General features: G+C 60.5%; 17 protein-coding genes. 1 reads left to right on the forward strand and 16 read right to left on the reverse strand.

The features are described 5' to 3' along the window. Positions 1-154: 154 nt before the first annotated feature. The 12 genes from EB815_RS30345 to EB815_RS30400 all read right to left on the reverse strand — a co-directional run bounded on the left by EB815_RS30345 (position 155) and on the right by EB815_RS30400 (position 16,067). A complete protein-coding gene (locus EB815_RS30345) occupies positions 155-1,639 on the reverse strand; it encodes an NAD-dependent succinate-semialdehyde dehydrogenase (protein ID WP_056565116.1) in 1,485 nt (494 codons plus the stop codon). A gap of 499 nt (positions 1,640-2,138) precedes the next feature. Continuing rightward, positions 2,139-3,089 (reverse strand): LysR family transcriptional regulator, encoded by a 951-nt coding sequence (locus EB815_RS30350; protein ID WP_155772364.1) that lies wholly within the window; start codon positions 3,087-3,089, stop codon positions 2,139-2,141. A gap of 7 nt (positions 3,090-3,096) precedes the next feature. Further along, positions 3,097-4,974: a hypothetical protein gene (locus EB815_RS30355; protein WP_056565121.1), complete on the reverse strand. Its 1,878-nt coding sequence runs from the start codon at positions 4,972-4,974 to the stop codon at positions 3,097-3,099. Continuing rightward, entirely contained in the window at positions 4,971-5,435 is a 465-nt protein-coding gene (locus tag EB815_RS30360) for a hypothetical protein (RefSeq protein ID WP_056565124.1), read from the reverse strand. Before EB815_RS30360 ends, EB815_RS30355 begins: the two co-directional genes overlap by 4 nt. A 28-nt stretch (positions 5,436-5,463) precedes the next feature. After that, the gene (locus EB815_RS30365; RefSeq protein ID WP_056565127.1) at positions 5,464-7,659 is read right to left on the reverse strand and encodes a flotillin family protein; all 2,196 of its coding nucleotides are present in this window, start codon (positions 7,657-7,659) and stop codon (positions 5,464-5,466) included. A 59-nt stretch (positions 7,660-7,718) separates the two neighbouring features. Then, positions 7,719-8,408 carry a bacteriorhodopsin gene (locus EB815_RS30370; RefSeq protein WP_056565130.1) on the reverse strand — a complete coding sequence of 230 codons (690 nt, stop codon included), beginning with the start codon at positions 8,406-8,408 and terminating at the stop codon, positions 7,719-7,721. 9 nt (positions 8,409-8,417) lie between these two features. Continuing rightward, positions 8,418-9,818: an ABC transporter permease gene (locus EB815_RS30375; RefSeq protein ID WP_081294652.1), complete on the reverse strand. Its 1,401-nt coding sequence runs from the start codon at positions 9,816-9,818 to the stop codon at positions 8,418-8,420. Next, complete coding sequence (locus EB815_RS30380; protein ID WP_065004914.1) at positions 9,815-11,188, reverse strand: ABC transporter permease; 1,374 nt, start codon at positions 11,186-11,188, stop codon at positions 9,815-9,817. Before EB815_RS30380 ends, EB815_RS30375 begins: the two co-directional genes overlap by 4 nt. A gap of 29 nt (positions 11,189-11,217) precedes the next feature. Continuing rightward, entirely contained in the window at positions 11,218-12,174 is a 957-nt protein-coding gene (locus EB815_RS30385; protein ID WP_056565134.1) for an alpha/beta fold hydrolase, read from the reverse strand. Positions 12,175-12,195: 21 nt separating this feature from the next. After that, the gene (locus EB815_RS30390; protein ID WP_006326052.1) at positions 12,196-12,600 is read right to left on the reverse strand and encodes a hypothetical protein; all 405 of its coding nucleotides are present in this window, start codon (positions 12,598-12,600) and stop codon (positions 12,196-12,198) included. 34 nt (positions 12,601-12,634) lie between these two features. Next, the gene (locus EB815_RS30395) at positions 12,635-14,809 is read right to left on the reverse strand and encodes a YbhB/YbcL family Raf kinase inhibitor-like protein (RefSeq protein ID WP_162258876.1); all 2,175 of its coding nucleotides are present in this window, start codon (positions 14,807-14,809) and stop codon (positions 12,635-12,637) included. A 97-nt stretch (positions 14,810-14,906) separates the two neighbouring features. Next, positions 14,907-16,067 (reverse strand): ABC transporter substrate-binding protein, encoded by a 1,161-nt coding sequence (locus EB815_RS30400; protein ID WP_056565137.1) that lies wholly within the window; start codon positions 16,065-16,067, stop codon positions 14,907-14,909. 335 nt (positions 16,068-16,402) lie between these two features. Between EB815_RS30400 and EB815_RS30405 the strand changes: the two genes are divergently transcribed. Beyond that, positions 16,403-16,546: a hypothetical protein gene (locus EB815_RS30405; RefSeq protein ID WP_432442964.1), complete on the forward strand. Its 144-nt coding sequence runs from the start codon at positions 16,403-16,405 to the stop codon at positions 16,544-16,546. Positions 16,547-16,797: 251 nt separating this feature from the next. Here EB815_RS30405 and EB815_RS30410 read toward each other — a convergent pair whose 3' ends face one another. The 4 genes from EB815_RS30410 to EB815_RS30425 are packed head-to-tail and all read right to left on the reverse strand — an operon-like array spanning position 16,798 to position 22,074. After that, positions 16,798-18,063, reverse strand: a complete 1,266-nt coding sequence (locus tag EB815_RS30410) for an NAD(P)/FAD-dependent oxidoreductase (protein WP_056565138.1) — start codon at positions 18,061-18,063, stop codon at positions 16,798-16,800. A gap of 23 nt (positions 18,064-18,086) precedes the next feature. Then, positions 18,087-18,869 (reverse strand): HpcH/HpaI aldolase family protein, encoded by a 783-nt coding sequence (locus EB815_RS30415; protein ID WP_056565140.1) that lies wholly within the window; start codon positions 18,867-18,869, stop codon positions 18,087-18,089. Positions 18,870-18,886: 17 nt separating this feature from the next. Continuing rightward, positions 18,887-20,581, reverse strand: a complete 1,695-nt coding sequence (locus EB815_RS30420; RefSeq protein WP_056565143.1) for a GMC family oxidoreductase — start codon at positions 20,579-20,581, stop codon at positions 18,887-18,889. 14 nt (positions 20,582-20,595) lie between these two features. Further along, positions 20,596-22,074 (reverse strand): aldehyde dehydrogenase family protein, encoded by a 1,479-nt coding sequence (locus EB815_RS30425; protein ID WP_056565147.1) that lies wholly within the window; start codon positions 22,072-22,074, stop codon positions 20,596-20,598. Between the last annotated feature and the right edge of the window lie 43 nt (positions 22,075-22,117).

Genomic DNA, 22,117 nt, shown 5'->3' on the forward strand with positions numbered 1-22,117 from the left:
GCGGCGGGCGGTATGTTCCGCACCGTCCTTCCGATCCATCTTGCTTCCGACCCAAGGTCTTCGAGCATCGCCAGGATCAGACCTGCCGCGTCAATTCCTGGTTCCATGCAACCGCCCCTCGGATTCCAAATGCAGCTCGCCAACCCTGCGTGCGTTAGGCGATACCGCCGAAGCAGAGATATTTGAGTTCCGTGAAGTCATCGAGGCCGTATTTCGAGCCTTCCCGCCCAAAGCCTGATTGCTTGATGCCGCCGAACGGCGCCACTTCCGTCGAAATCAGGCCAGTGTTGATGCCGACCATGCCGTACTCAAGGGCTTCGGCCACAGCCCAGACGCGCGACATATCCTTGGCGTAGAAATAGGCCGCCAGCCCAAACTCGGTGTCATTCGCCATGGCAATGACATCCTCCACCGTATCGAAACGGAACAGGGGTGCCAGGGGACCAAACGTTTCTTCACGGGCTACCGCCATTTTGCCTGTCACGTCGGTCAGGACGGTCGGCCAGATGAAATTGCCGCCCAAGGGGTGGTTCGGGCCGCCAGCCACGATGTTGGCGCCATGAGCGACGGCGTTCTCGATGTGGCGCCTGACCTTGGCGACGGCGCGATCGTCGACCAAGGGACCGATCTCGGTGCCTTCCGCGAAGCCGTCGCCCACCTTGAAGGCTTTCACACGAAGGGCAAGTTTTTCCGCAAACTCCTCATAAATGCCGGTCTGCACGTATAGGCGGTTGGCGCAAACGCAGGTCTGTCCGGCATTTCGATACTTTGAGACCACGGCTCCCTCGACAGCAGCGTCGATGTCGGCATCGTCGAACACGATAAACGGTGCGTTGCCCCCCAGCTCCATGCTGAGCTTCATCACCTGGGCGGATGCTTGCGCCATAAGTGTGCGGCCGACTTCAGTGGATCCGGTAAAGGTGAGTTTGCGTACCTTTTCGTTTTCGCAGACCTCATCACCGAAGTCCGAACTCTTGGTGATCGGGACTACGCTCAGCAAACCGGCGGGAACCCCTGCCCTTTCCGCGAGCACGGCCAGTGCCAAGGCAGACAAAGGGGTCAGGGCTGCCGGTTTGAAGACCATCGAACAACCGACCGCCAAGGCCGGAGCGATCTTGCGCGCCACCATCGCCGAGGGAAAATTCCAAGGCGTCACGGCCCCGACGACGCCTACGGGCTGCTTGATTACGACGATCCGCTTGTCACGAGCATGCCCAGGGATGGTGTCACCATAGACGCGCTTGGCCTCCTCGCCGAACCATTCGATGTAGGACGCGCCGTAAAGGATTTCGCCTTTCGACTCTGCGAACGGCTTGCCCATCTCGGCGGTCAAAATGGTGGCCAGATCATCCAGATTCGCGATTGTGAGATCGTACCAGCGACGCAGAACGGCAGCGCGCTCCTTGCCCGTACGGGCAGCCCAGGCCTTCTGCGCCACATGAGCTGCGTCGATGGCTTTCGCGATTTCCACTCGCGTGAAATCCGGCAATGTTGCCAGCACCTCGTTCGTCGACGGGTTGGTAACGTCGAAGGTTTGGCCGGACTGCGATCGACCGAGCCATTCGTTGCCGATCAATCCCGCTTCGCGGACCAGGTCCTTATCCTTGATCCTGCTTAGGAGTGTCGCTGATACGGCCATGACTATTCACCTCTACTGGATTGCTGGCGACCGCGCTTAAGCATCAGGCGCTCCGCGCGGTACGGACTTGGGGACGAGCATCCCCGGCGTCGAAGTGCCCCCAGCGAACGTATCGAGCGGTCGTAGGCAGGCCAAGCACGGCATTAATTCGTCAGCGCGACCTTCCGAACTGCCGCCGGCGACAAGTTGCGTGGGGGCTTTTTGTGCGAGTTCGGTCGCCGTCACCGGGTTGTCGGTACCGCCCTTGGTGTCGTGGCGTGCAACGGAGACACGTCTTGCAGGGGCGGTTTCCATCACGATCTTGGCTCTCCTTGATTCAGGTGACGGCCGTTCCCTCCAGCGCGCCTGGCATGGCTCGCTCCCTTACGTCCTTTTCCAATACCATCGCACCGGAAGGGGTCCCTCCGTCAAATAGCGTTTTGTAATGGGAGATATAGCGAAACGGCACACTCGACTCCCTACGGTGTGATGGTAAGGCCACGAGGCAATGCCTCTTATTCTAGCCCTGTCCCAACGACACCGTGTCTGCGCTACCCTGGGATTTCTTCAGTCGCTGCGCCAACCGGCGGATTTCGTCAATCAGGATGGGGAGGACGACATGCTGGGCCGCGCTTTCCTGCGGCCGCACCAGGGCGATGGTTCGCGTCATGTCCCTGTCGGCGATGGCGGAGGCACTCAATGCGTGTTGAGAGAGTTCACGGGCCACGCTTGAGTGAGGCAGAATGGTTGCATATTGCGTGGCCTTATCCGCGATCACGGTTTTGACCGCGCCAAGGGAATCGAGTTCCAGCTCTGGCTTGAGGGCAATGCCCCTTGCCTGGTAGACCCGATCGATAATTCGCCGCAACTCATGGATTTCGCTGGGGAGGATCAGCTTCAGACGGCCGATGTCGCTGAGCTGGCGCGGCGGTTGGAGCTTCACACCGGCATAGGACGTTACAAGTACAAGGCGCTCTGAGAACAGATCGATGATGTCGAGCCTTTCCGGCGAAGTAGGCCGATAGGTAAGCGCGGCGTCGAGACGTCCGCCGCGCATGAGGCTGGCGAGGTCGCCGCTGTAGGCCTCGACCACGTTCAGTGTCACGCCCTGACATTGAACTCCGACGAAACTGCGGATGTCCTCAAGGAACAGCGAAGCGATAGTTGGGCAGATACCCAGCGATATCTCGCCTTTCAGTTCATTGGAACGCCGACGCATCTCGCGAACGGCGTCATCCAGGCCATCTATGTGAAGGCGGGATCGACCCAGCAGGAACCGGCCTTCTGCCGTGGGCTCGGCTCCCCGTCCGCTGCGGTTGATCAGGGAAACGCCGACCTCCTTCTCAAGCAGTTTGATCTGCCGCGTCAGCGAAGGCTGCGCTACGCCGATGGATTGGGACGCCCGAGAAAAGCCCCCGTGCTCGCACACCGCAATGAAATAGCGCAGGCGCCTGAGATCGATGCCCTCCATCTCCCCGCTACCTGCCGGTGACACGGTCAAGGAGCCGGGCAATCCACGGCGTCGTGGTTGGCTCAAACAGGGGGTTGATGTCAGGCACGAGGTTTATCTGGTGGCGCGGTGGTTGATCTATCACGGATAGCCGGCCCTGATAGGCTAGCCACCACACGATAAAGACGCCGACGAACCAGAACAGCACCTGCCAGATTAGCAGCGATGGCACGCCCGGCGCCACGACAGTTCCTGCAAAAATCGGCTCGCTGAAGAACTTGTTGCCTAGGATCGCTCCAGGTCCGAGCGCGAAGAACGCCCAGAGCAGGGTCAGCGACCATTTCGCGGTCGTGGCCGCAGGGTTGCCATTGCGCGCCGGTTGGCTTTTCTCAAATGCATCGTGGAGGCGGTCCCTGCGATCTCTTTCAGCACCGCTTCGCGTGAACAGAGAGACCAGCAGGCACGCCGCAAAATTCGGGATCAGCCCCCATCCGGCCGAATGCACCGATAGAGGCCAACGACCCCACGGCAGGTCGATGAACAGTCGCTCGAACAGGACCAAGCCGAAGCTCTCTGTAAACACCACGAAGAGACCTCCGACAATTAGCCCCGTCAGCACACCGCTGCGGCTAATCCAACGCACCCAGCAAAGGCCTAACACTGCCGGCAGGAACTGCACGGACAGACTGAGCGTGAGAGACGAAAAGATCGTCGCGCCAAGCGGTGCATAACTCGCGGCGATGGCGACGGCGCCATAGACGAGGGCTAAGGTGACACGTGCCGCAAACCGCATCGTGCGTTGGTCCATGCCCGGAACAATATAGCGGGACGTGAGTTCGAGCGTGCAGATGGAAGCACCCGATCCAGCGAAAAACGCCACGGCAATTTGGGATGCCGCCACCAAAAGAACAATGAAGCCCACCGCCACCATCTGGTCGAGCGACGCCAGGCGCGTGGTGAAGGCGGTCAGGGTCCTTCCTGCCGCGATCTCGCCGGCTAGGATCGGCCCGACCAATATCAGTGCACCGGCCGCCACCCCCGCGATCATCCAGACCTGGCCAAATGCAAAGCCGCGATGCGGCTTACTTGTCATGCCGAGGAAGCTGAACCCGGGACTGATGGCGATGCCGCCCAAAGAGAGTGCGAACGTCAATCCCGCAAACGTCGTCCAGATGCCGCCGATCGGGAGTTCCTTGCCGATACCGGCTGTGAACTGGATCACTCCGGGGATCATGTCGGGCAGCACGCCCCCGGTGGTCGCAATGCCGCCAGCGGTAAACGCGAGCTTGCCAACTGTGAAGCCCGTGAAACCGCCGAAGAACAGGAGGAGGGCTAAGATCAGCAAGGACTGGGCGGCAACAAAATAGGCGGTGCCGCGCCAGCCGCCGATCACGCTGCAAACGAACAGCGCAAACGCAAACGCCCAGATTGCAAGCCCGGACGGGATGTCGCCCGCGGTTGAAGCCTCCACCAGTTCGCCCGCCTGAGACAAAGCCGTCGCCGCGAACGGGATGGTGAAGAGAAACAACAAGACAAGCATGAAAATGCGCAGGGTGGTGCTGCCAAAATAATCGCCGAGCAGGTCACCCAGGGTTCGCAACGAGGTCAGTCTCGAGGCGAGCCAAAGGCGCTTCTGCGTAAGGGCTGCGACGAGGGCGACGCAGATGATCCCGACAGCAATCTGATTGTATTGCAGGCCGAAGATGGAGAGCAAAACCAGGTGATCCGAAAGGCTAAGACTTGCCAAGGTAATGCCGGCACCAGCGAAGATGATCACCCAAGGCGGCAATGATTGACCGCCATCCACGAAGTCAGACGCCTGCTGGGTGTGACGGCCGCTGATGGTTGCAAGATAGAGACCGAAGACCGCAACGATAGCGAGCATGGAAACAAGCAGGGAGGTCATTCGGAGCCTCCCGTCGAACGGGTTGAATCTCGGTCACCCGAACGGAAGTCGCGGATGGCGTCGAACCCTTCAAATGCCTGTCGCGCGCCGTACCGGGTGATCAGGTAGAAAATCACCACGGCCCCTGTGGTGATAAAGCCGACGCTGAGCGGCATGAAGTTATTCACGGCCAATGGCGCGCCAACGAGCGACAGAGCTACGAAGAGGAGCAGGCCGATTCCATAGATGATGAGGCCAAGTCCCAATTCGCGGGGCGAGAATCCTGTGCCGTAAACAGCATTGACGATCACATGCGCCACAAATCCCGCCAGAATAATCGCGAACCCGGAGAGGAGATAGGGCGCCCCGCCTTGGCCGAATCCGTAGTCGAACAAGAATGCGGCCGGCAGGGCCGCTGCCAACCAGCACGCCATAACCAGGGCGTGGCGGTCTAGCGTTTCATTTGGGCCGAGCGGGGTCATGAAAAGTTCTCGCTAAAGTGGGCCGCGTTCAGTCGTCCTTGTCCTTAGGAGCGTCCGGCCCCTGGAAGTTGCGGAACGACATCCCGCCCGCGCTCCCGAGATTCTCGATCGGCAGCCCGAGGTCCTTCATGAGCCCGTCTACGAACGCCACCTGGGTACGGTACTTCATGGCGGAGTTCACGACGCGGTCGGTCATGTTGCCGCCACCCGAACCGCCATTGCCCGCGCCAGCTGTTTCCGAGGGACTGTTGAGGCCTGGCAGTCCATCGACCTGCAGGATCTTGATGGATTCGATATTTTCCATCGGCTTGACCGTCTCGCGAATAATACTCGGCAGATTGCTGACGAGGTTCTCGTAGATGGCACTCCGCCTGCTGGCGTCCGAACGGGTGTTCTCCGACTCGTTGAGCATGCGCTGCCCGGCGGCGTCCTTGGCGTAGCGGATTTCGGCTGCGTTGGACTCTGCGATTTCCGCCTGTGCCCTTAGTTCCGTAGCTTCCTTCTCGGCTCTTGCCGAAGAGACCACGCGCTGGGCGTCGCGCTCGATCCTGGACGAAGACTGGATAAGCTCGATCCGCTTGATGCGTTCGGCCACCTCTTCTTCGCGTGCGCTGTTGACCTGTTCTTCCTGTTCAACCTGCTTTTTCAGGGCTTCCGCAGCTTCCGTCTTCGCGTAGGCTTCCTCGATCGACTTGTTGATCACCGCGATGAGCCGTTCCTTGTCGACGATTTCAACCTCCTTCTGCTGTTCGATCTCATACTTATCGACAAACTTCCGCGCCGCGATGCGCAGTTCATCAATCTGCCGGTTGGCCTCGATCGACGCGTCCTGGATTTCTTGGAATGCCTTGGTCTCGGCAAGCTTGATTTTCTGGTTTTTCTCGATCTCGAGTTGCACGATTTCCTCGTCAACCCTCAAGCGTTCGACGTCGACATCGTAACGCTTCTGCAGGCGCGCCTTTTCCTGGTCTGCTTCGGCAAGCTCATTGCTGATGCGAACCTCTTTTGACTTCGCCACAGCCAGCAATTCAATGGTTTTGTCGGTTTCGATACGGTGTGTCTCGGTGACCCGTTGGCTCTGCAGTCTGGCCTGGTCGATCTCGGCCGATGACGTCGTCTCGATAATCGACAACTCCTGTCGCGACCGGATTTCCGATTCCTTCACATGCTGCTCGTTTTCGATCCTCTCGGCCTCGACTTCCCGGCGGTTCTGGATCCGTTGCATCTCGAGCTCGCGGCGCGACATGATCTCCGTCAATTCAGTCTCTTGCTGTTTCTTGATCTCCAGCGACCGCACCTCCGACTGGGTAGTGATCCGTTCGGAATCAATCAGTCGGTCCTTGGCGATCCGGATCCGCTCGCCTTCTTGCTCGCTGCGAATCCTGGCGTTCTGAATACTGATCGTGGAGCTGGACCGCTCTGCCTCGATTTCCGCCAGCTGCGAGGCTTTGCGGATTTCGATTGCCTGTGTCTGTTCGATGCGGGCGTACTCAAGGTCACGCTCGATCTCCAGAGCCCGCTGCTCCGTCTCGAAATCCTTGAGCTTGATACCGATCCGCGATTCGTTTTCGATGCGGTTGCGGAGCTGACGGCGCTCTTCAATCTGCTCGGTCAGCTGCGTCAGTCCTTCAGCATCGAACGCGTTGGACGGGTCAAATACGGAAATGGCGGTCTGGTTGAGGTTGGTCAGCGAGGCGTTTTCAAGCTCGAGACCGTTGGAGCCGAGAGTTGTCGCCGCCAGAGCGGCGACCTCGCTCATGTAACGACCGCGGTTGGTGTGGATCTCATCCATCGTCATTGTGGAAGCGATGGCCGACATCGCGTCGACGAACCGGCCCTGAACGATCTCCTTTAGCGCGGCCGGATTCTGGGTGCGCTCGCCGAGCGTCCTGGCGGCGGTCGAGACACCGACTTGCGTCGGCACGACCCGCACGAAGAACTCGGCGATGATATCGATGCGCATCTTGTTCCTGGTGATCAGGGATTGCTCGCCGAGCCTCCTGATTTCCACCGGGATCGCGTTCATGTTGACGCGGGTGATGTCGTGGACGATCGGGATGATCAGCGCACCACCGCCCATGACCACTCGCTCGCCCCCAAGGCCGGTCCGGACGAAGGACTGGTCTTTTGACGAATGTCTGTAAAGCCAGTGCAGCAGATAGACACCAATCGCGATGATGATCGTTATGAGAATAACGACTGCGATCACATCTGAGCCATTCATGGGAAGATCCTCCACTTAACCGCGAGCGCCGAGCACTTTGGCGCGAAGATTGACAGCCCTCAGAAACGCTCCTCGCCGGCGACGGCGAGTACGATCATTGAGACGGCGATGAGATTGACAAGGTCAGCAACGGTGTAGAGCACGATGATCGGCGCCACATGTCCCGTGCCGATGACGACATCCACGAAGTGCAGTATCGGGTAGATCGCCCAACCGATGGTCAGGATCAGCCTGATCCAGAAATAACCGAGCCGGATTGGCCGCGTCGACTTGCTGACGGCATCCGCCATCGCACCGAAATACATCTCGCCGAGAATGTAGAGCCAGAAGGCGATCGACAGCAGCACGCCGAGGGTCGGATTGAAAATCCGTGCGTCACCAAAGTATCGTGCGAGAACCATCAGGATTGCAGCTGCAAGTGTCCGCCAGAAGACACCTACAGGCACTTTTCCCGCAATGCTCGCAAAGAAGAACACCGATGCCACCTGCATCGGCTGAACCACAAACCACGCGACATAGCGCGAAGCCGCACTGAGCTGCTGGCCCGTCAGCCAAATGTTCGAAGCAGCGTAGTATTCAATGCCCGATGCGAGAAGGGCGACGCCTGACAGCGCCAGCGGAACCCGCCACCGCTCGGACGTCCACGTCAGGCCCAGCATCGCCAAGGCAGCGGTTGCAAACGTGGCAAGGGTAGCAACGCTGAGCGCGGTGCTCACAACGGCGCTGGACTGAAAGAGTGTTCCAAACATGGGCTTTCCCTAAACTTGGGCTCTGATGTCTGGGGCGCGGCCGTAGAGCGCGACCATCGGCAGGATCAGAAGACCGAAAATGAACTGTTGCCATTCGTATTTGAGCCCGATGCCGATCAGGAAGGCACTCAGGACTTGCAGGACGAGAACCCCGATCACTGTGTAGCCATAGCCGCCGTACCCGTCCATAAGCGAGGTTCCGCCGATCACCACCGCAGCCAGGGTTGTGAAAAGATACTGGTCGCCGACCCCTATGAATCCGCCGCCGCTCCATCCCAGCAGCAGGCATCCTGTCAGGGCGGCCGAGAAGCCGCTTATGGTGTAGGCCACGGTCCAGTATTTGAACTCAGAGACACCGATGAGCTTGGCGGAACGGCGATTGCCGCCAAGAGCATAAATATACCTGCCAAAGGCGGAATACCGCAGTCCGACAATGACGATGATCGCGATGACGATCCACAGGAGGATTGTCGGCGGAACGGCCAAACCGAAGGTACGACCGTTCATAGCAGCGAGGTTCTGGAGCCATTTGGGCACCGTCCCAAAAACATTGCCGCCAAATGACGACCCGATACTGGTCAGGATCTGGACCAGACCTGCAATCGCAAAGCCCATGCCGAGCGTCAGGATCAAAGCCTGGCCCTGCAGCCTGTATGACAGGACGCCGTTGAGAAAACCCAGAGTGGCGCCGATGAGCAGCACAAAGACGACTGCCAGCCACGATGGCACGCCGAGCCCGATCAGGAAGAGCAGCCCGATATTCGAGGACCCGATCACAAATGGGATCGACAGGTCCAAGCCGCCCAGCAGCGCAACCAGCGTTTGGCCAACGCAGGCGATTCCCAGGAAAGCGGCAAACAGCAGAATTGCCTTGATATTGGGTGCTGAGAGAAACCCGTTGATCGTGAAGGAGCTGATCACAATCAGCGCCAGCAGGACAATCAGCCCGATAAACGCGCTCCGGCCGTGAGCGAAACGGTTGCTGACCTTGAACGCGAAGACCAGGATCGCTTCCAGCAGCAGGAAGGCGATCAGGTTGCCAAGGCTTCTGAAAGACGGGACAGTAGCGGTAATCAGCAGGTACACGATCAGCATCACCGACATGGTGATGATCAGAACCCGGTTACCGGCCCAGACGCCGCCGGCAGCGGCGGGCGCGCTCCCGGTGTCCAGTGACGAAGGCCGTGGCTCAAATATGACCGCTATGTAGTTGATCAGCCAGAAAAGAACAGCGGCCAGCACGACCGTGTAGAGAATGACAACCTGGGCGCTGATCCCCTGCCAGAATCCCAAGCCAAAGCTGATCGCGGCAACTACGAACGTGACCGCCAGGTTAAGCCACACCAGAGCGCGCGATCGCGGAACAAATAAGCCGCCACCGCGGCTGCCGTCGCCAAACGTCTGGGTCATGCCGTGATCCCCACCAATTGTCCGGCCGCCGCAATGCCGGCCGCATGGCTTTGCTCGCCGACGACCAGAAACAGGAGCAGGATGAGTGCCGAGACGAACACATAGATGAACGCGCCGAGGCGCACTGATACGGCTTCAGACACGACCACACGGACCGTAAGGGTCAGCACGGCCAGTATCGCGGCGAAGCCAAAGACGGCCTTTTGAAGCGGGGAAAGGTCGGGTAACGCGACTCCGCTTCCCGACTGCGGGGGCAGCAGCAAATAGCGGGTCAACACGTCCGGATTGGTCTTCAAGGCATCACTGGCCACCGCCGCCACGCCATAGGTGTCGCGGGTGCTGACATACAGCATGATGCCGAGAACCACGCAGCCCAGGACGACAAATGCCGCAAAGGGCGAAATGAAATAAAGGTATCGCCCGATGACTGGGACGAGCAGGGTCAGCAGCAGCGAGAGAACGAGGATCAGCCCATAGAAAAGCTGTGTCACAAACGCTTGCGTCGAGCCGAAATTGAACGTGGCGAGCACATAGCCGATCAGGAAGAGGTTGAGCGCGCCGAGCAGCCCGCCCGCCACGCCACCGCGCCCGCCGGACAGGCTGACGCCCCCGAGCACGAGGGCGGTCACCGCCGTCAGCGTCATGGTGGTGCCCTGTGTCGGATCTCCGGACGAAATCAGCGCGGTATAGCAGATCGCGCCGAGGCCAACGAAGAGACCGGCGATGACATGAGCACCGATCCGAACCACGTTGATGCGCACGCCGCTGGTGTAGGCCGCGCGCTCATCGTAACCCATCAGACGCAGGTTTGTGTAGAACGAGGTCATGGTGAACAGCAACCATGCCGCGATAGCCAGCAACACGATCAGAAGGACCGGTGAAAAGATGGTGTTGCCGAGGCCCCAGGACGACATCCAGTCGGGCGCAGTGCCGCCAGGCCTCGGGAGGATGACGAGGTTGATGCCGGTCAGGGCCAGAAAGCCACTCAGCGCTACAATGATCGGCTGGACACGCACGAATATGATGATGAGCGCGAAAAAGAGCTGGTAGAGCACGCCGATCCCAAGGGCGACCAGGATGACACCAAAGGGACCCGTCACGATGCCAAGCCCGTTGAGCTTGACGATCGTAACATTGATGAAAGCGAGCAGCGGTCCGACTGCCAAGTCGACAGTGCCGCGTCCCGCCACAGCCAGGGCCACAAGGGAGAATGTCGCCAGTATCAAGGGCGCCGACACGATGATCGCGCTGCCGAATCCCGATAACGATACGAGGTTCGGCCCCCTGATGACCGCAGTGCTCAGGAGCAGCGCGATCAGCAGGATCGGGACCAGCAGGTAGGTGTTTTGGGAGGCCCTGGACTGAGACATTACCATTTGTCTTTCGTTGCTAACGCAACCTAGAACTCAATGACCTTCCGGCCCTCGTTGGGCCGCTCGTTGCGGGACGATGACCGGCTTTCGGAAATGCTCCGTCCCGACAGGGCATTGCTGCCTTGACCGCGTCTTTCCGGATCCGCATTGAGGATTTTCTTCAGCACGGGAGAGATGACCTCCTTGAATTTCGCCGGGTCTTCCGACGTCGGGAAGTGACCGCCGCCAAAGATGATGCACTCGGAATTCTTGACCTTTTCGGCGGTACGCTGGGTCATTTCCGGCGTACAGGCGAAATCGTACTCGCCAGTCAGGAAGTAGATCGGCACCTTCCCCGAGATTTTCTGGCACTGGTCGCGGAAATCCGAATCGACGCTGTAGAAATAGAGGTCGCCCTTGAAAATGCCCGGGCCGCCTTGCGCGTAGTACCACCAGGTCTCCCACCGGTAATCGTCGGGAGAGAGCGGCGCCATCAGACCGAACACCGAGGTCGCGACCACTTCGCCACCATGGATGTGGGGGTGATGCAGCGGATCGATCCACCATCCCGGCGAATAGTCGCAGGCTTCAAGAGCGATGAAGGCAGAAAACTCGCTTTCATAGCGCAGTGCCAATGCCAGGCAGATGTTGCCTCCCATTGACTGGCCCATCAGGACCGGTTTGCGCAGATCCAGCGCCCGGCAGAACGCCACGATGAACTCACAATAGAATTTGGTCGTGAGTTTGTATTCGTCTTCCATCAGATGGAAGTCTGCCGGCGGGATCGATTTGCCATGCCAAGGCATGTCGAAGGCAATGACACGGAAATTCTGGCTGATATCGGGATCGCAAAGCTGATGCCGGTACTGGCGCCCGTCAGTGCCGGCGGTATGCAGGCAGACCATCGGAATGCCTTCGCCGTGTTCCTCGTAGTACGTGCGATACGTTTTGCCTTCGCACTGGACATAAACGTAACGCCCCACAATCGGATCGTGTGTATTCATGACAACTCTCCTGCGCTGCCGTTAAACTTGTCGCATCAGCGAGAGCATACGCGTCAGCGCCCGCAGATTCTGCCAGAAGGGGAGCGAATTGCCCTCAATAATCAGCTGCTTGTGCAGCGGATGCGCCATCGCCCAGATGTCGTTGAACATCGGCGGTGGGATTTCCTGGGCAAACTTCGACCAGGCGCTGCTCGGAGCCTTGAGCCAAAACTCCACGCCCATGTCATTGGGGGTGAGACCCTGTGCAATCTTCTGAATCTTGCCCCCCCGAACATCCACCAGATACTCGGTGTCATCGAAACCCAGGACGAATTTGCTCGTAAAAAAACGGCCGACGACCGGTAAGATACGGTCATCGTTGACCTTTCTGGCCCATCGCTCGATCCACTCCAGATCAAAGCTGCTCCTGCTTCCATATCTACTCATATGATCCTCCTGATTGGGGAATTCCTGCCCGTTCCTAACCGGGTAATGACTTCTTTGCGGGCCCGTAAACTGCCACGAACGACGCGGCATCGATCGCAACCGGCATCACTGCAGCCGCAAATACCGCGAAATCGGCTTCGGCCGGCAACTCGACTTTGTCCACCTTCAGCGCATAGAGCGTGAAGAAGTACCGGTGCGCTCGATCCGGCGGCCAAGGTCCACCGTATCCCTTGCCAAATCCCGGGATCTTGAATGTCACGAAGTCGCTGTTGAACTCGACAGCGCCGTGCGGCATTCCCAGGCTCCCGCTCGCTCCTTCCGGCAGTTCCCTAAGTTCCGCCGGAATGTTTGCCACCAGCCAGTGTGCAAACGAGCGGGGAAAATTAAACGCCTCTGGCAGATCAGGATCGGTGATGGCCAACGCGAAGCTGCGCGTGCCTTCCGGAGGACCTGACCAAACCAACCTGGGCGAGAGGCGGTTGTCTTCGGCGAACCGGTCGGGGATAACGCGCCCCGGCGCAATATCCGGACAACTCAGCACGAAAGATGGTGTTGCCGCCATATGGTTCACCTCCTGGTTCAGCAGGGTCACAGACCTTGGCACCGGCCGGCCCTGTTCAAGTCTCGGACTATGGCTATCTGCGACCGGCATCGGGTTGTCCGGATCATTCTCGTTGGCGGCCTCCCCGGGCAATCGCGCCGTTGCGCGGCGACCGAACATGGCATTGAGGATGACATGTCCGTCGAACGGCGGCTCAAAATCAGCCGAAATCGCGCCATTGCGAAACACGTGAACCCGCGTGCACAGATTCAGGAATTCTTCGAGCTCGCTGGATAGGAACACCACCGCGTTGCCCCGGGCCGCGAATTCCTTGAGGTTGCGGTAAAGATCCAGCTTGGCCCCCACGTCGATGCCGCGGGCCGGATCGTTGAGCACCAAAACCACCGGCTTTTCGGCAAAGGCCCTGGCAATCAGCACCTTCTGCTGGTTGCCGCCTGACAGCGATGTGATCAGGTTCTGGGGGCTTCCCATTTTGACGGCCAGTTTGCTGGACTCCCACTCGAAAACCGGCGTCAGCTTGGTTCGGTTGACGAAGTTCAGCACACCGCCGGACCGGAATTCGCGATACACTGGGAGCAGCAGATTTTCGTATATGCTCAGATTGGCAAAGATGCCTTCTTTCTTGCGATCGCCGCTCACGTAGCTGATGTTGTTTCGTCGCGCCGATGCGAGATCAGTAACCTCGCTGGCCTTGCCGTCGTTAACCACCACCAGCCGGCCGGCAATCGGAGACTGGATGCCGGCGATGCACCTTACGAAGTCCGCCTGCCCTTGCCCGTCCAGGCCGGTGATCCCGATGACCTCGCCGGGGTACACCGTGAAATTGACAGCTGCAGCGTCTGACCAGACCCGAAGGTCAGTCGCGCGCAGAACCGGTCGGTCGCCAAGACGCGTCGGCAAAGGCTGATCACGGCTGGTCCCACTGCGCTCGGCGCCGGCAATGAGTTCGAGAATCCTGGACTCGGTGATCTCCTCTTTAGCCAGCTTGCCGACATCCACGCCGTCGCGCAGGACTGTCGCACGGTCTGCAATACGCACCAGCTCGGCGATACGGTGGGTGACGATCAGAATGCTCGCCCCCCCTTGCTTCAACTGCCGCATCTTGCGAAACAGCCTCTCCGTGGAATCGAAGTCGAGCGCCGCAGACGACTCATCGAGGATCAGGACCTTGGGATCGGTAAGGAGAGCCCTGGCGATCGTGACCCACTGTTTGACGCTCAGGGGCAGTTCGCCTACCAGGCCGGAGAGGTCGATTTCGAAGCCGAGGAGCTCGCGCATCAGCGCGGCTGCCTTGGCCTCCTTTTCCTCCCGGTTCATGGATGAACCCAGCAGGCTGTCTGCGCCCAGGTAAAGGTTGTCCAGCACCGAGCACTCATCTGCAACAAGCACCTCCTGAAAAACATTGGAGATGCCCAGCTGGCGCGCTTCGTGTGGAGACGTTGCCGACTTTCCAAGGATTGAGACCTGGCCGCTATCCGGAATCAGAACGCCCGAAATAACCTTCGCGAGCGTGCTTTTGCCCGAGCCATTACCACCAATGATCGCGTGAACCTCGCCCGCATAGGCCGTCAGGTTGCACCCGCCGAGCGCTACCGTCGGCCCGAAGGTCTTCCTGACCGATGAGAGTTCAACCGTGGGGTACGACATCATAGGTCCAGTTGGCCGACGTTGGTCGGCTAGACTTGCATGGAATGAAGGAAATGCCACCCCGTCGGCGTCGAAGGGGTGGCCAGACCGGTGGCAGTCACTGCGCCTTGAAGGTCTCGGGATCAGCCGGGCGCAGGAAAAACTGGTCCAGGTAATCCTTGCTTGCCCAGTTCTGTGCGCCGACGTTGTACCAGCCGTCAGAGTCTTCGCTGCAGTCGGCCGGGACGGCCTTTTCGAGCTGCTCGTAAGTGAGCGTCTGCGGCTTCGTTAGGATGGACTGGACCTTCGGCCCCTGTCCCTGAAGAGTGCGCATCATGATGTTCCACGCGAACTCAAAATCATCACCTGGGGGCCATGCCTGGACCGCCTGGCTGACGAAATCCTTGTTGTTGCGCCAATAGCAAAGCGCACCGATTTCGCCGCCGATCGAGAACGGCACCATGTCGCGTCCACTCTGTTGCAGAGCGCGCAAGGCACCCAACTCAGACGCCGACTGGATGATGATGCCGTTCAGGTCGCCCGGATTGGTGGCCAGCCATTTCTGGATCTCGGACTGGGCAACCTGGTCGGTCCACATGCCGGCAACTTGACCCACCACTTTGATGTCGGGGTATTTCGCCAGTGCCTTCAGCACGCCAACGTTCTGGGAATCCGATGCCGAAGCGCCGGGAATGCCTTCGACAACAAGGACGTTACCCTTGCCATTGATCTGCTTGGCCATCCATTCGCCGAGCATGCTGCCACCGACCACGAAATTCGCGGAGGAGTTCACAGCATATGGAGATGTCAGATACCCGGTGGCCGAAAACACCGGTATGTCACGCTGGTGAGCGTATTCAACGGTCTGGTTCAGCGAAGTCGGATTGGAGCAACAGACGATGATTGCGTCGACGCCCTGGTCAACAAGCTGCCGCATCTGCTGGATCTGCGTGGAGTCGTTCAGGTTCGACTGGGTAATGATCACGTCCTTGACGAGGCCGAGCTTCTTCCATTTCGGAATGAGTTCCTCCTGCAGACGTTTCATCACGTCAGCGCGCCACGTATTGCCCGCATATGAGCTTGCATAGCCGATCGTCCACGGCGGACCCTTCTTTGGCTTCCAATCGCGATACGCACTCTCCGCGAGCGGCTGCATCGGATCCATCATGTCCTTGTTGTAAAGTTCGTCCTGGATGTTCTTGGGCAGCTCATCCACGCCACCGGCAAATGCCGGACTGAAGCTGGCGATCGTTGCGACAACGGCAAGCGATCGCAACATGGTTGCGAATGTCGTCAATTTTTCCTCCCTTAGTGCCGGGCGTTGAGCCGTGTGCACGCTGAGTTCAGTGGAACCCGCGAGGGACTATCGGGCAATCAGGACCTTGGAGGTAATACATTTTTCAAATGCGCTCTATACGCTTTCGCTATGGAGATCTCTCGGCTGAAGGGTCCAAGATAGAAGCTATGGAGTTTCCCAAAGATTGGCGTGCTTTGGGGCCGAAGCGGCCAGTCAGCTCTTGAGCGATAGAACAGATCCCGCAGGCTCAAGCCATATGCCAGATACCAGCGCATGAGCTTCGCACCCCTCTGGCGGGCTTGAAGACCCAGGCACAGGTGGCGCTTGCAACCCCTGATGGTCCCGGTCGTGAAGAGGCGCTTCGTCATATCGTCACGTCTGTCGACCGCACCAGCCGAATCGTCCGTCAAGTGCTGGCGCTCGCGGCGCTCGAAGCGGCGCCGCCGCCCTCCGCAGCCTAGACCGAAATGGCGTGGCGATCTCCGATGGGGGCCAGGCGTGGATGACGATGAGCTGCCGCGCATCATCGAGCGGTTCCATCGAGGGCGCAACAAAGCGCTTCCGGCACCGGGCTTTGTCTTACGATCGCAACAATGGCGGCGGCGCGACTGGGAGCGATCCTTAGTTTCCGGAATCGACCCGACCGGCAGGGCTGGTCGTCGAGTTACAATGGCGCGCGACTTCCCGCTGAAGCCGCGTCACGCGTCCTGGATCAGAACCTATCCTTCCGGAAAGGTGCCAGATCGATCGCCGTCGGCAAACCGGCGGCAAGCTGCGACACGATCTTGCCGGTGACAGCGCCTCCGATCAGGCCCTGATGGCCATGGCCGAAGGCGTAGATGACGTTCCTCGCCCGCGACGCCCGGTCGATGACCGGAATGCTGTCGGGGGTTCCCGGCCGATGACCCATCCAGCGCGTGACCTCGCCGACCTCCAATTTCCGGAACATGGGTCTCGCCTGCTTCAGGAGAACATCCGCCCGGTGCATGTTCGCGGGCGCCCTCAAACCGGCGAACTCGACATTGCCGGCGATCCGCAGGCCATCTTCCATCGGCGAGGCGACGAACTTGCGGTCGGCCGAGATGGTCTGGATGCGCAAGCCGGTATCGGCGCCCTTGACCATGATGTGGTAGCCGCGCTCGCTTTCAAGCGGGATCCGGTCGCCAAGCTGGCGGGCAAGTTCGCCCGACCGGGCGCCGGCGCAAATCACCACGGTCTCAACCGGCATGCGATCGCCACCTTCAAGTCGCACCGCCGAAGGACCGCTGGCCCCCATGTCGAAGCCGATGACTTTCGCCCTGAAGAACCGTGCACCCTGTCGTGCCGCGTGTTCGGCGAGCCTGGCGACAAGCCGGCCAGGATTGGGGCACTGGCCCTGCTCGGGCAAATAGACCGCGCTCTTGAAGATCGGCGCCAGGGCCGGTTCGAGCTGACGGATTTCATCGGCATCGAGGATGTCCACCTTGACGCCGTGCTCGCGCCGCAGCCCGAGGCCATAGGCACCCTTCGACGGGCCATCGGCCGTTTCGTGGACGAAAAGCTGACCGCGCTTCTGCAGAAGATCCTCGCAGCCGGCTGCCTTGATCAGCGGCTCGTAGCACTCAAATGTGTAGCGGTGCAGCGAGCGCATCGCCGCTGATATCTCCTCGACGCGCGGTCTGCGGCTGGCGGCTAGGAAGCGCAACAGCCAGGGCAGCGCGTGCGGCAGATAGGCGAGCCGCACGATCAGCGGACCTTCCGGATCCATCAGCCATTTCGGCACGTTGCGAAGCACACCCGGCATCGCGTTCGGGATGCAGGATCCCGGGCAGATGCCGCCGGCATTGCCGAAGGAACATTGCTCCTCCGATCCGGGCAAGGCCGGATCGACCACCTCGACGGCAAAACCCTGCTCGAGCAAATAGTTCGCGGTGCAGACGCCGATGATGCCGGCGCCGATGACCGTCACCTTGCCGCGCGGCGTGCTTGTCGATGTCATGGCGATCGATCCGGATGTGCCGATCAGGGCGCGATCGCGCTCGGCGTGCCGGCGCGGAAGGCCGGCAGCGACCGCGCCACCATCTGCTGCAGCATGCGGAAGTCGGAGAGGTAGGCCATGAAGCGGTAGCCCATCTTGCGCATGTCGACACCATAGGCCACCGAGCCGCAATGGATGCCCGGAATGACGCCGGCTTCCTTGCACTTGGCGGCGATGTATTCGATCGCCTCGTAAACCGAGGGATAGCGCGGATCGAAGCCGGGCGCCTCGCCCATGGTGACGGCAAGGTCCGAGGGACCGACGAAGATGGCGTCGAGGTTCGGCGTCTTCAGAATGTCTTCCAGGTTCTTCACGGCCTGGTCGCTCTCGATCATCGCCATGGTGATGATGGTGTCGTTGGCGTGCTGAAAATAGTCCGCCCCGGCATAGAGCGAGGCGCGCAGCGGGCCGACGCTGCGGCCGCCCTTGGGAAAATAGCGGCAGGCCTTCACGAAGGCATCAGCTTCCTCGGCGGTGTTGACCATCGGGCAGATCACGCCATAGGCGCCGGCATCGAGCACCTTGCCGATGATCGCAGGATCGTTCCACGGCACGCGCACCATCGGCGTCGTATCGGTCGTCGAGATCGCCTGCAGCATCGGCACGGCGTCGACATAGTCGGTCGCGCCATGCTGGAGGTCGACGGTCAGCGCATCCCAGCCTTGCTGGGCCATCAGTTCGGCCGAGATCGACGACGGAATGCCGAGCCAGCCCGTCACCACTTCGCCGCCGGCGGCCCAGATGTCCTTCACCTTGTTCTTGCGCATAGCCTTGAGGTCCTTTGCTATTGTCGGGAATTCAAAATCAGGTCCGCCGCTTTTTCAGCGATGGCGATGGTGGTGATGTTGGTGTTGGCGGCGATGATCGTCGGCATGATCGAGGCATCGACGACGCGCAGGCCCTGCACGCCGCGCACGCGGCATTCGGCATCCAGCACCGCCAACGGATCGCCGTCGGCGCCCATCTTGCAGGTGCCGGAGACATGCCAGCCCGACCAGACGGATTGCTTGACCCAATCGGCGATCAGCTCTTCATTGCCGAGCATCGCCTGGATGCGGTCGGTGGTGCCGAACTTGCGCTTGAGCAAGGTTTCGCGGAAGAACGGCGCGTAGTCGAAGAGGTAGGCCGCGGTTGCGGTCTTGATCCAGTTCGACGGCTTGCGGACGCTGAGTGCACGCGCCTCGTCGCTGTAGCCGGCCAGGAACCAGGTGTTGACGTGCTGCTGGACGTCTGGCGACTGCATGATCTTGCAGATGCGCTTGAAGCCATCGACAAGGCGCATCAGGTCGCGGCCGTCGGAGGCCATGTTCAGATCGACGATCGGCTCATCGGTCTGCACCGCGGACTTCAACGTCACGGTGCCGCGCGAATAGGATTTGTTGACGCAGACATTGAGCGCGCCCATCGCCTTGCCGAGCGGATGCCAGCCGGCACGGTTGACGGGCATCAGCAGCATGTCGCCGGGATGGCAGTTGGCATGGTTCGAAGAGTATCTGACGCCCAGAAATATGTGGCGCCGCTGACCGGGCTTGAGCCGCGCGGATTTCTTGAAATGCGCGCCGACGGCCAGATGCGGATGATCGGTCAGGTTCTCGCCGACACCGGGGCGGTTGGCGACCACGTCGATGCCCAGCCGCTTCAGCTGCGCCGCCGGACCGATGCCAGCGCGCATCAGGATGGCCGGCGAATGCAGGGCGCCAGCTGAAACGATCGTCTCGTTGGCGCGATGAATCTTCGTGCGGCCAGCGATCGTGACCTCGACGCCGGTGATGCGCGTCCCCTCGGTCACCAGTCTCTCGACGAAGGCATTGGCGAAGATGTGCAGGTTCTTGCGGGCACGCGCCTCGGCGTCCAGATAGCCGATCGCGGTCGAGACGCGGCGGTCGTTCTCGTTCGACAAAGGCAGCGGGAACGAGCCGTCCTCGAAACTGCCATTGTAGTCCGGCCGGTAGGGATAGTCGCTTTCCGTCACCTTGAGGACGGATCGGGTAAAGCCGGCCCAGTCCTGCGGAAAGACGCGGCGGATCGGAATCCGCCCGGTCTTGTTGTGAAGCTCGCCATCGAAATCGAGATCGCGTTCCAGCTTCTTGAGATAGGGCAGCATGCCGTCCCATCCCCAGCCGGGCAAGCCGAGACCTTCCCATTCGTCATAGTCGTGCGGCATGCCGCGCACCGCGAACTGGCCGTTGATGCTGGAGCCGCCGCCCATCACCTTGGCCTGTTCGAGCTTGGCCATCTTGACCACCTGCGCATTCTGCTTGGGCGAGCGGTTGAAGACGCGTAGCTCCGTCCAATGGTATTTCGGGTCGAAATAGGACAGGCCGGGATAGCTGTCGGCAATGACCTCCGGAACGTCGTCCGGCGGCGTGTCGGGCCCGGCTTCGAAAAGCGCGACCTGCTTCGTGCCGTTCTCCGAGAGACGGCTGGCGAGCACGGCACCCGCCGAGCCGCCGCCGACAATGATGTAATCGAATTGCATGTGCTTGCGCTCGCTCAGGCGTAGTTGGCCCAGATGGCCTTCTGGCGCAGGAACGCCTCGACGCCGGCACGACCCATGTCCTTGCCGAAGCCGGACCCCTTGTAGCCGCCGGCCGGGTAGGTGAACTCCGGGCCGCGCCCGTGCTGGTTGATCCAGACCATGCCGGCCTCGATCGAATCGGCCGCCTTGAGCGCTTTCTTCATGTCCGTGGTGTGGACGCTGGCGGCGAGCCCGTAGACCGGATGCGCCGCCAGGGCGAGGCCTTCGTCGAGATCGGCAAAGGTGCGCACCGTCAGCACCGGACCAAAGAACTCCTCCTTGAAACCGATATTGTCGTCGGCGACATTTTCGAGGATCGTCGGCGAGAAAAAACTGCCTTCGTTGCGTCCTTCCAGCACCGTGCCGCCAGTGATGACCGAGGCGCCTTCGCTGATGCTGGCGCGCACCATCGTATCGATGCGCTCAAGCTGCTTGCGGCTGATGATCGGCGCGAAGGTGGTCGTCTCGTCCCAGGTCGGTCCCGCCTTGATCGCCTTGGTCCGGGCAATGACGCGTTCTAGAAGTTGATCCGCGATCTTGTCCTCGACGATCAGCCGCGAACCGGCCGTGCAGACCTGGCCGGCATTGTCCATGAACGCCGCAGCGACGCGGCCGGCCACCACATCGATGTCGCCGGCATCGGCCAGCACCAGTTGCGGGCTTTTGCCGCCGAGTTCGAGCGTGACGGGCTTGATGCCGGACTGGGCAGCGAGCGTCATGATCGCCGCACCGGTCTGCGTCGAGCCGGTGAAGGAGATTTTCAGGATGTCGGGATGGCGCACGATCGCCGCACCGGTCGTATGACCATAGCCGTTGACGACATTGAACAGACCGGCGGGAATGCCGGCCCTGGCGGCAAGCTCCGCCAATGCCAGAAGGCTGTGTGGCGTCAGCTCCGACGTCTTCATCACCACCGCATTGCCGGCGGCCAGCGCCGGGGCGAATTTCCAGGCGGCGGTGATCATCGGAAAATTCCATGGAACGATCGCGCCGACAATGCCGTAGGGTTCATGCTTGACGATGCTCAGCGCATTCGCCTCGGTCGCGGTGACCGTGCCTTCGATCTTGTCGCAGAACTCGGCGTAGTAGCGCACGACGCCGGCGGTACGTACCGCGTCGCGGACGATCGTCATCGAGATCAGCCGGCTCGACCCCATCGCTTCCAGCTGTCCGAGATAGGTCGCGTTCTCTTCGATCAGCGCCGCGAAGCGCATGAGCACGGCGGCGCGATCGCGTGGCGCGATCTTCGCCCAACGGCTTTGCGCCAGCCCCTTCTTCGCGGCATCGACGGCTTGCTGCACCGCGGCCTCCCCGCCATCGGTGATCAACCCCATGGGCTGGAGATCGGAAGGGCGCAGAACCTCGATCTCCGCGCCAGGCAGCTCAATGGACTGCCCGCCGATATGATGTCCCCTGGGAATGGCGATGGTGGCCGGATCGAAACTCAGTGTCATTGATGTCTTCCTTTTGCGGCCAGCTCGAAAGGGGGGCGCATTC

The organism is Mesorhizobium loti (assembly GCF_013170705.1).
Lineage (GTDB): Bacteria > Pseudomonadota > Alphaproteobacteria > Rhizobiales > Rhizobiaceae > Mesorhizobium > Mesorhizobium loti_D.